The sequence below is a fragment of the Archangium sp. genome, assembly GCF_036277355.1.
Lineage (GTDB): Bacteria > Myxococcota > Myxococcia > Myxococcales > Myxococcaceae > Archangium.
Genome location: NZ_DASUNC010000114.1, coordinates 1 through 2388 on the forward strand (window position 1 = coordinate 1; position 2388 = coordinate 2388).

Annotated in this window: 1 protein-coding gene; it reads right to left on the bottom strand. The window is 70.3% G+C overall.

The window, feature by feature from the left end; translation table 11 throughout:
* Positions 1–2388: amino acid adenylation domain-containing protein (locus VFZ09_RS29315; protein WP_329730998.1), on the bottom strand; the 2388-nt coding region annotated here is incomplete at both ends.

A 2388-nucleotide genomic window follows, 5' to 3' on the forward strand; every position in this document is an offset into this window, starting at 1 on the left:
CCAGGTGCAGGAAGGCGCGCTCGAGGGCGGCCACGTCCAGGGGGCCCTCCATGCGTACCGCCGCCGGCAGGTTGTAGCGGGCGCTGCCGGGCTCCATCCGCTCCAGGAACCACAACCGCTGCTGCGCGAATGACAGCGGCAATCCGCCGGAGGGCGGCCGTGGTACCGGACAGGGGCCCGGGCGCGCCTGCCGCGAGCCGAGAGCGGCCTCCACCCGGAGGGTGAGGGCCTCGAGGGTGGGAGCCTCGAAGAACGCGCGGATGGGCAGCTCGACCTGCAGGGTGTCGAGGATGCGGGAGACGGCCTGGGTGACCAACAGCGAATGGCCACCGAGCTCGAAGAAGTTGTCCTGGACGCCGACCGCGTCCACCTTCAGCAGCTCGCGCCACACCTGGGCGAGGGTCATCTCCAGTCCAGTCCTGGGAGGGATGAACTCCCGCCGGGCCAGGTGGTGGCTCTCCGGAGGCGGGAGCGCCTTGCGGTCGATCTTGCCATTGGGCGTGAGTGGCAGGGCCTCGAGCAGGACGAAGGCCGAGGGAACCATGTAGCCGGGCAGTGTCTGCTCGAGGCGGCGGCGCAGCGTGCTGGCGTCGGGTTGCGTTCCCGGTGCCGCGACGGCGTAGGCGACGAGGCGCTTGTCACCGGGAACCTCCTCACGGGCGAGCACCGCGGCCTGGAGCACTTCGGGCTGGGACAGGAGGACGGACTCGATCTCTCCCAGCTCGATGCGGAAGCCGCGGACCTTCACCTGCTGGTCGATGCGTCCGAGGTACTCGAGGTTTCCATCCGGCAGGAAGCGGGCGAGATCTCCGGTCTTGTAGAGGCGGGCACCGGGCTGGCCGCTGAAGGGATCCGGGATGAACCGCTCGGCGGTGAGCTCGGGGCGGTTGACGTAGCCGCGGGCGAGGCCCGAGCCGGAGAGATGGAGCTCGCCGGGAACACCGGGAGGAACAGGCTGGAGCCGTGAATCGAGCAGGTAGACCCGGGTGCCGGGGAGGGGACGGCCGATGGTGGGCTCGGAGGCGCCGTCCCGGGGGACGAGCGAGAAGGTGGAGTAGGTGGTGTCTTCGGTGGGCCCGTAGAGATTGAAGACGTGCTGGACGGAAGGGAGGGCGTAGAGGGTGCGAGCCAGGGAGCCCGGGAGGGGCTCGCCGGCGAGGTTGATGGTGCGCACGGAGGAGGGAATGCCGCCGGTGCGCGCCAGCTCCGCGATGGCGGAGGGGACGGTGTTGACGAGCGTCACCTCGTGGGCGGCGGGGAGCGAGGGAAGCGCGAGGGCGTTGTCGGCGAGCAGGACGGTGCCGCCACGGCTCAGGGGGGCGAAGAGCTCGAAGACGGAAAGATCGAAGCAGATGGAGGTGGCGGCGAGGACACCCGAGAGCTGCTCCGCCGTGAAACACTCGAGCGCCCAGCGGATGAGGATGACGGCGCTGTGGTGCTCGATGGCGACGCCCTTGGGCCTGCCGGTGGAGCCGGAGGTGTAGAGGATATAGGCGAGGTGGGACGGGCCCGTGGCGGTGCGCGGGTTGTCGCCAGGCTCTCGGGAGATGTGCTCCGCGTCGGAGCCGATGCAGACGATCCCGGCGCCGGAAGCGGGCAGCAGCGGGCGAAGGGATTCCTGGGTGAGCAGGAGGGGCGCGCGGGCATCCTCGATGGCGTAGGTGAGGCGCTCGACGGGGTAGGACGGATCCAGCGGGAGCCAGGCGGCACCGGCCTTGAGGATGGCGAGCAGGCCCACCACCAGGTCGGCGGTGCGCTGGAGGCAGATGCCGATGGGGACGTCCGGCCCGGCACCGCGGGCACGCAGGAAGTGGGCGAGCTGATTGGCACGGTGGTTGAGCTCCCCGTAGCTCAGCCGGGTGGTGCCCGCGACGAGCGCGGTGGCCTCGGGGCCACGAGCCACCTGGGCCTCGAAGAGGTGGTGGAGGCAGTGGGAGGTGGAGAGGGGCGGTGTGCCGCTCAGCTCCTCCAGCAGCAGGTGCCGTTCGTCCGAGGACAGGAGCGGCACGTCCACGAGGTGCTGCTCCGGGTGGGCGACGAGGCCCTCCAGCAGCCGCAGGTAATGCGAGGCCATCCGGGAGGCGGTGTCCGCCGTGAAGAGGTCCGTATTGAATTGAAGCTGACCCGCGAAGCCCGTGGGCGTCGCCTCGAGAGCGAGCGACAGCTCGAAGAGGCTCGTTTGCGTCTCCACTTCGAGGGGGTGCAGGCGCAGGTGGGCCCCATCCAACTCGGGCTGCAGTGTGTCCCGCAGGGAGAACATGACCTGGAAGAGAGGGGAGCGGCCCGGGTCACGAGGGGGGTTGAGGGACTCGACGAGCTTGTCGAAGGGGACGTCCTGGTGGGCGTAGGCGGCGAGGGTGGAGTCACGCACCTGGTGGAGCAGGGCGA